Here is a 7,661-nt window from a genome sequence, read left to right as displayed (position 1 = left end):
TCTTCTTCAGTAAGCAGATCCTGCAGTACCTCACTATCATGCACACTTGCAGAACTGGTCTCAAATCCGGTGATCAGTTTAGAGCCAATATCAACCTTTACATGGTTCTTATAGCCGAAATAGACCTGATTGTTCTTCTTTGTCCAGTCCGCATCGGTATCCTTATGCCTCATCTTGTTTAAGCTCCAGTCTTCAGGAAGATCGCCCTCTTTCAGTTGCTCGTTTTCTTCCCTGCTGTTACGTTGCCTAGGAGCAGTGACAAAACTGGCATCTACCATACTCCCTTTTTTAGTATACATGCCTGCTTTTTCTAGCCTGTTGTTAAAGGCTACAAACAGGGAATCAAGTACATTGTTAATGATCAATGCTTCCCTGGAATTACGGATTGTATTCTGATCAGGGATCTGGTCATTCAGCCCTAAACCTAAGAAACGCATGAAAGTCAGACGGTCTACGATCTGAAACTCGGTCTGGGCATCAATAAACCATATAGGTTCTGCAGCACCAGGATCTTAAACAACATCAGTTTATCATAAGGTGGGCGGCCTCCTTTACTATAATCTATTGTAGCAAAACCACTCTTGATTAATTCACGGAATCCCTCCCAATCTATATGCTCATCAAGTGTTTTTAAAGGGTCTTTATAATTGCCTAATTTATCCTGATGATCCATAAAATCAAAGAGAGTTTTTTCCCGTTTTTTCATATCTAAATTTAATCATTTATGCGCGCTTATTCGATTTTTTGTACTCATAAATTAAGGTAGGTTATTGGAAGCCCCCTTATGAATTTCCACCTCCCTAGAGATTAATGGTATGATTGCCATCATACGAAATTATAGCGTGCAATTTTAGGTGGATTCTCCATAAACCCTTTTTTAGCTAATGATAGGTCATATGATGATTGCAAACGAACCCAAAATCTTGCAGCCCCTCCAAACACTGTTTCAACTCTTAAGGCTATATTGGGTGTTATAGAAGCCTTACCATTTATTATATTAGACAATGTAGGTCTGGTGACGCCTAACAGACCAGCGGCTTTAGCAATGGTTAAATTACGTCCTTCAACAATTTCAATCTTTAATATTTCCCCTGGGTGGATTAATTCCATTTCTCTTTTCATATTAGTGTGTATCTAAATAATCTAAGTCAAAAGCAGATTTATTTTCAAAGCGGAAGACAATTCGATAATTACCTGTAACATCTAAGCTCCAAAATCCCTGAAGGTTGCCCTTTAAAGGATGCGGCCTAAATGAAACTAAATTTGCAAGATCTTCCGGTACTTCTTCTAAATCATCAATAATTTGCAAAATGAGCTTTATTTTTTTTAACTGCAGCGGAGGCAGCTTACTACCACCCCCCTTCTCCCAAAGAAGCCTTAAGGCCATACTCTTAATAGTTTCAATCATAATAGACCGTATGGCGTAAATATACACTATACGGAGTGAAGAACCAATTTATTGATGATAATAGTCATTAAACGGTGGAATTATAAACAAAATTTAACTTGATCAAAAAACGAGGGAATAATGAGAAAAGATCCAGTCTGTATTCTTTACGTTCCTTTTTATAATGAATTTTCGTACAAGTGAAATTATTAAGTATATTCGGCTGATAAATCATCAAGTATACTCTTAAAAATCGAAGGTACCAGTATATTAAAAGTTTTTAAAAAGCAATATCTAATCTATTGAATGACAATACATATCTATTTGACTGATGATTTTTTTAATTGAATTTTAAATGAATTTTAAGACCTTATTTGATTCTACTTTTTTTATTGGTTTTTTTTCAAATTTAAAAGCCAGTTCGTTGCAGAAGTTACATAACTCATTGACAAAAGTTTATTTGGCAGAGGAGATAGATATACAACCTAAACCAGTAAAAGGTATACAGCATCTGTATAATGCATGGTATAAAAGTATAAAGTCTAATCTGGTATTTAAAAAATTTCGGCGTCGGGATATTAAGATTAGCTTTATTGTTAATCATAATGGCGAATTGATAGATATCGATCTAGTTGAAAGGGTAGATGAAAATATTGATAAGGAGCTTATTAAAACTTTTAAAGGATTGCAATTAAAGTGGTCTTCTGGCCTTGTTAAAGGTGAAAGTGTGAGGGTAAAGATTGTTATGCCTTTTAGGATTAATTAACCTTAAATGAAACCCCTCGCCGTGAGTTTAACGTATATACTCGGGCGACAATGAGGTGCTCTAAATCGAAAACAATTCAAATTCTAAACCGTTAGTCTCAACAAACGATGAAAATTAATCAGATAGATAACTATCGAACTCGGCGTGTTATCCTATTTTTTATAGTGTCGGATTTTTAATTGGAACCTCTACCCATCTATATAATATTATTGTTAGTGGCTTTTTATCTGTATCCCACCTTGCTCCTTGGTACGTAAATCTTTACTGGGACAGCCTAACCCTCCTTGATCTCTTTGCTTCGATAGTATTTTGGTTTAAACTGAAGCAAGGTCTTCTTCTCGCAATTGCAATTATGGCCACTGATATAATAATTAATACTTACTCTTATTTATTCGGTTGGTTTGGTGAAATTGTATCGGCAATGGTTCCTGTAGGACTACTAATGCAATCAGTATTCGGCACCTTCATTTTTGTTACCGCCACTTTGTTTTTATCAAGAAGTTCTTTTAGTAAATAAATTATCATTAAACCGTGGAATACAGAGACAGTCTATTGCTTTCTACAAAAAAATGAAGGAATAGTGATAGATATAAATTTTTGCAGAATGGATATTGTCAAACCTAGAAAGAACTGTTACAGATGCTTGACCTTTACCTGAATTTATATTAGTGCTTTTCTCAATTATGATTTTTAAATTTAACCCGTGAAATTATTCGCCTTCTTTCTGTCGACAATCGTTCTTGGATTGACTTTAATACCTTGCTGTGCATTAGATGAGGTATCTGAGGTGCATTCAATAGAAATTGGGCATAAAATAAGTCATAGTTGCGATGACAGGTGCAGCGACTGCTCACCGTTTTATGTATGTGGTGCATGTGTTGGCTTTTCACTTAACATAGTGTCGGCTATAACATTTGGATTGCAAGCTATACCAGTTCAGCATAAGACCCTCCATATTCATGATGAACTACCGAAATCCTTATCTTCTATCTGGCAACCGCCTAAATTAAGTTGATTTTCCTATCGCAGTCTATGTAGACTGTTTTTTTGAAAACACTTATTATAAATAATATCATGAAAAAATTATTTGTATTAGTGGTTATGCTATGGATTACCTCAGTAGCATTTGCCCAGAATACGTACAAGGCAGTTATTAAAAATGCCCAAACAAATCAGCCGCTAGCAGGGGCTACAATAAAAGTAACTACAGCTAATATTACCGCGAAATCAGATGATTCCGGATCATTATCCATTAGCAATATCCCATCAGGTAGTCAGATCATTCAGTATAGCTACATTGGGTACCAGACAAAGATGGATACTTTAACATTTCCTTTAAATCAGGACACGGTGCTGATTGTTTCATTAGAACCCAACGAAGAAGATGAACATCTTGAAGAAGTTGTTATTACCGCTACCCGAAGCAGCCGTACAATAGATAATATCCCCACGCGTGTAGAAGTTATTGCAGGTGAAGAACTGGACGAAAAAGGAAACATGAAGCCGGGTGATATCCGTATGCTACTAGCAGAAAGTACAGGTATACAGACCCAGCAAACATCCGCTACAAGTGGTAACTCGGCCATCCGTATTCAGGGACTAGACGGTAAATACACCCAGGTCATCCGTGACGGCTTTCCTTTATACTCCGGTTTCTCCGGTGGACTTGGCCTGTTACAGATCGCCCCGCTGGACTTGCAACAGGTCGAGGTGATCAAAGGATCATCCTCAACGCTGTATGGTGGTGGTGCCATTGCCGGTCTTGTAAATCTAGTTTCTAAAAAACCGACTGAAGAACGGCAGCTTAATTTCCTGCTGAACGGAACTTCAGCACTGGGACTGGATGCCAGCAGCTTTTATGCGCAAAAATTTGATAAATTTGGTATTACCGTTTACGGTGCATATAATAAAGGAACGGCTTATGATCCTGCCGATATCGGCCTGACGGCCATTCCTAAATTTGACCGCTTTACCCTGAACCCGAAACTGTATTTCTATTTCAATGATGCGACCACCCTCTCAGCTGGGATTAATGCAACAACAGAAAAAAGGATCGGCGGCGATGTGGAATATGTTAAAGGAAACGGCAGCGCAAGTCACTCTTATTTTGAAGAGAACAAAACCGGGCGCTATAGTTCCCAGCTCGAGCTGGATAACAAAATAGGTGAAAACCAAAAGCTAACCCTGCGCAATTCAGTAAGCTATTACGACCGCAGTATCGGCCTGCCAAACTACCTGTTTTCAGGTACACAGGTATCTACCTACAGTGAGGCCAATTATAGCCGTAACGGAGAAAAATCAGAATGGGTACTGGGTGTCAATTTCCTGTCTGACAGTTTCAAAGAAGATCAAAATAGTGCTACTGCGTTAAGGAGCTACAACTATAATACCATTGGAGCCTTCGCGCAGAACACCTGGAACCTATCGGAAAAATTCAGTATCGAATCGGGCATCCGGGGGGATTATCACAATGAATACGGATTTTTCTTTTTGCCACGAATCTCCGGGTTATGGAAGATCAATGAACATTTTTCGACCCGTTTAGGTGGCGGATTGGGCTATAAAGCCCCGACAGTATTTACTGAAGATGCCGAACGCATCCAATTCAGAAATGTATTGCCTCTTGATGTAGCAAACACTAAAGCAGAGCGTTCTTATGGTTCCAATTATGATGTCAATTACCACACTTCACTCTTTGATGGTAATGTTGGATTCAGTATAAACCAAATGTTCTTTTATACCCGTATTAATAATCCCTTACTGTTAACGGCAGCGACTGGTAGTAACCTTGCTTATTTACAGCCTAAGGGCAATCTGGATACCAAAGGAATGGAAACCAACGCCAAGATCACCTATAGTGACTTTAAATTATTCATTGGTTATACCCTGGCTGATGTAAACCAGCACACAAGAGGCGCCAGTACCACTTATCCGCTGGTTTCTAAGCACCGTCTGAACAATGTGTTGATGTACGAAGTGGAAGATGAGTGGAAAATTGGCCTGGAGGCCTACTATTTCTCCAAACAGCAACTGAACGACGGTGCAACTGGAAAGAGTTACTGGACGGCTGGCCTAATGGCAGAAAAGCTTTGGGAGAGGTTTTCGCTCTTCATAAACTTCGAAAACTTTACGGATACCCGCCAAACAAAGTTTGACACTATTTATACTGGAAGCATTACCAGTCCTGTCTTTAAGGATATTTATGCCCCTGTTGATGGCTTTGTAATCAATGGAGGCATTAAACTAAGACTTTAGTAGCATTAGCATAACGCCTGTCCAGTTTTGTCGGGCGTTGTGCTTTGCTTTGATCGTTGGGCATGTCTTTTTGAATATTAATCCTGCGGAGCTTTCAAACATTGCTTTAGCATACGCTCGAATCCTTCCGGCTTAAGACTTTTTCTAATGAATACCATACGACTTTGTGGCAGCTCCCCCTCTTCCCATTATTGTCCGTATTCTATAATTAAACTGGCATTCACTGAAACTAATTTGCTGACGAGCCTCCATTGTTTCCTTTAACTGTGTCTCGATATGGTGTGCATCTATCGACAGATTACCCGCTCCAACTGATAATAATACGGGATTGAGCGCGATGTGAGAAATGGTGCAGCTACTGACGCTGGATCGGCTATTCCGGTGGTTTCGATAACAACTTCGTCAAACTCTGATCTTCTGTACCACAGATCCTCTAGCAGCTGGTGAAAATCTTGGCTCAAGGTACAGCAAAGACATCCATTACTAGGTTAGATCGTCACCCCACAGCTTCAGGTAAATACCTTCTCTTGGATGTTAATTTGACCTTATTTCCTTATCGGATATCATATACTCAGTGCATTAATCAAAAATCTTGCCCCCACTCAACTTTTTTTGAACGAAACACGCTTTAGTGGCACAACATCCGGAATCATCTGCTTTGATTTTACCGTTTTAGTGGACAGGTTAGCCTGTTTACCGAATTGCGAATCCAGCCTCAGCATCAGGAGATTGCCTTTATAAAACATCTCTTTGATTTTTTCTTCTTTACCCGAATATTTGGATGGTTGCATATCAACCTCTTTTAAAGGGTAATCTGAAGGATTTAAGGATTGAAATGTTCCAATTATAGCACAAGGACTGAACGCTGCACTATTCAACAAAACACTTTCATTGGTGTGATCTAAAGTGGAATACAGCATTAGCGACATACTTACCATTGCCAAACAGTCTGCAGGAACTGCTTCTTTAAAGGTGATAACCTGATCTTCAATACTTTGATATCCTTCCAAATCAACATCCTTAAACCCAAGGTTTTCATAATACTCTTGCCTGAAGTTAAATGCAACTAACATTAACCTGATGCGGTGTTTCATATAGGCGCCGCTGGCATTTTTAGGCCTTTTGATTCCTATTTGGGTGTTCAAGGGACCCAAGATAACACGCACCAAACCTTCCGCACTTTTACTTACCGAATGGCTCATCTGCAACACTTCATGCAATTTACTGTTCGCATTAAAATCTAGTCCCTGTAAAAAAGACAAATCCCCATCATGTAAATCCCTTTTCCCTTTCTCTCCACTCAAATTATTCAATATCGACCGGTACACCATTTGCGTACTCCTGTAAGCCGCCGTTCCATCCTTAAAAAAATAAGCCGGCTCAAATGCTGTCCTAATCACTGCTGCAGAAGAACTTGAAAGGCCAAACTCGGCAGCACTCCTTTTAGTTTTTTCAGTCTGCTTAAATGCTTTTGCTTTCCCCTGGATGATGTTCTTCCCCCGGTACTCACGGTAGGTAACCGAACCTGCAGTTCCATGTACCATCCCTTTTTTATCTATTGTAGCCATATCCTTATGATTTATATAAGTAAAGGACTTACTAAACGATCATAAAAGCGAAAGAAAGACTAAATCTTCCTAAATCTTCTCTCATACAACAGAATCTTCCTGAATATGCAACCAAATTATTTTAAAGAACATTATGTTCACAGTTTAAACTCATAAAACCTAACCACCCAAAATCAGTTGATATTTTAACATGGATGATTTAATCTGGTGAATTTATGATACAAAGAAACAGACATAAATCTTATTGAAAGCAGCATATTTCCGAGGAAAGTCCGATGTAAACTAGGTACAGTTGGACTTATACCGCTCTCATACTACTATCTTTTTGGAATCCTCAATATAAAGGTAGCTCAATGCCACCTGTGTATTATCCGAAAGTCATCGATCTCGATTCCGTTTAAAATGTTCTTCATGTAACCCGAAAATACACTTTGCATGTTAATTGGTAATAATAAATGGAGACCAGTCTCCTGTCTGAATATTAAACTCTTTATTACAGATCAATCCATTAGGAGAATGGATGATCAACTCCCTATTTTGTGACTTTAATCTTTTTGATACATGACCTGTGTCATTTCAATAAAGATTTCATCCAGTACTTTTGTATTGATAAATAACAGAGATCATCTTCATCTTAAAAACAGCGATCATCATCTGATTGCACCCGTTTTAAGATTCGAAAATA

At 38.6% G+C, this 7,661-nt stretch carries 8 protein-coding genes and 1 pseudogene; 3 read left to right on the top strand and 6 right to left on the bottom strand.

Features of this window, described 5'->3' with window-relative positions; all coding sequences use genetic code 11:
* The 4 genes from ADIARSV_RS20265 to ADIARSV_RS20250 all read right to left on the bottom strand — a co-directional run.
* On the bottom strand, nt 1-437 hold a 437-nt coding region (locus ADIARSV_RS20265; protein ID WP_040300801.1), incomplete at its 3' end, for an IS5/IS1182 family transposase.
* A gap of 14 nt (nt 438-451) precedes the next feature.
* Nucleotides 452-706: a hypothetical protein gene (locus ADIARSV_RS20260; RefSeq protein ID WP_040300800.1), complete on the bottom strand. Its 255-nt coding sequence runs from the start codon at nt 704-706 to the stop codon at nt 452-454.
* Nucleotides 707-825: 119 nt separating this feature from the next.
* On the bottom strand, nt 826-1,122 hold the full coding sequence (locus ADIARSV_RS20255; protein ID WP_016197564.1) for a HigA family addiction module antitoxin: 297 nt from the start codon (nt 1,120-1,122) through the stop codon (nt 826-828).
* A gap of 1 nt (nt 1,123) precedes the next feature.
* Nucleotides 1,124-1,387, bottom strand: coding sequence for a type II toxin-antitoxin system RelE/ParE family toxin (locus ADIARSV_RS20250; protein ID WP_016197563.1), 264 nt, complete (start codon nt 1,385-1,387; stop codon nt 1,124-1,126).
* Nucleotides 1,388-1,742: 355 nt separating this feature from the next.
* Here ADIARSV_RS20250 and ADIARSV_RS20245 point away from each other — a divergent pair, with 355 nt between their 5' ends.
* From ADIARSV_RS20245 to ADIARSV_RS20240, 3 genes are all read left to right on the top strand, one after another.
* Nucleotides 1,743-2,153, top strand: a complete 411-nt coding sequence (locus ADIARSV_RS20245) for an energy transducer TonB (protein WP_016197562.1) — start codon at nt 1,743-1,745, stop codon at nt 2,151-2,153.
* 703 nt (nt 2,154-2,856) lie between these two features.
* Nucleotides 2,857-3,168 carry a DUF6660 family protein gene (locus tag ADIARSV_RS23310; RefSeq protein WP_394331160.1) on the top strand — a complete coding sequence of 104 codons (312 nt, stop codon included), beginning with the start codon at nt 2,857-2,859 and terminating at the stop codon, nt 3,166-3,168.
* A gap of 59 nt (nt 3,169-3,227) precedes the next feature.
* Entirely contained in the window at nt 3,228-5,408 is a 2,181-nt protein-coding gene (locus ADIARSV_RS20240) for a TonB-dependent receptor (protein WP_016197560.1), read from the top strand.
* Between the two features lie 287 nt (nt 5,409-5,695).
* On the opposite strand, the pseudogene ADIARSV_RS23305 reads toward ADIARSV_RS20240, so the two are convergent.
* Together ADIARSV_RS23305 and ADIARSV_RS20235 are read right to left on the bottom strand one after the other, a co-directional pair.
* Nucleotides 5,696-5,881: pseudogene (locus ADIARSV_RS23305) on the bottom strand (GTP-binding protein); the annotation flags it as partial.
* A gap of 129 nt (nt 5,882-6,010) precedes the next feature.
* A complete protein-coding gene (locus ADIARSV_RS20235) occupies nt 6,011-6,976 on the bottom strand; it encodes a hypothetical protein (protein WP_016197559.1) in 966 nt (321 codons plus the stop codon).
* Nucleotides 6,977-7,661: the final 685 nt, after the last annotated feature.

This window comes from Arcticibacter svalbardensis MN12-7 (genome assembly GCF_000403135.1).
GTDB lineage: Bacteria > Bacteroidota > Bacteroidia > Sphingobacteriales > Sphingobacteriaceae > Arcticibacter > Arcticibacter svalbardensis.
The sequence above is the reverse complement of the archived record's forward strand: the minus strand, read 5'-3'. Positions and strand labels throughout refer to the sequence as shown.

Excerpts from the sequence above, each read along its gene's own strand:
- ADIARSV_RS20260 (WP_040300800.1), bottom strand. The coding sequence starts at position 706 with ATGAAAAAACGGGAAAAAACTCTCTTTGATTTTATGGATCATCAGGAT.
- ADIARSV_RS20255 (WP_016197564.1), bottom strand. The coding sequence starts at position 1,122 with ATGAAAAGAGAAATGGAATTAATCCACCCAGGGGAAATATTAAAGATT.
- ADIARSV_RS20250 (WP_016197563.1), bottom strand. The coding sequence starts at position 1,387 with ATGGCCTTAAGGCTTCTTTGGGAGAAGGGGGGTGGTAGTAAGCTGCCT.
- ADIARSV_RS20245 (WP_016197562.1), top strand. The coding sequence starts at position 1,743 with ATGAATTTTAAGACCTTATTTGATTCTACTTTTTTTATTGGTTTTTTT.
- ADIARSV_RS20240 (WP_016197560.1), top strand. The coding sequence starts at position 3,228 with ATGAAAAAATTATTTGTATTAGTGGTTATGCTATGGATTACCTCAGTA.
- ADIARSV_RS20235 (WP_016197559.1), bottom strand. The coding sequence starts at position 6,976 with ATGGCTACAATAGATAAAAAAGGGATGGTACATGGAACTGCAGGTTCG.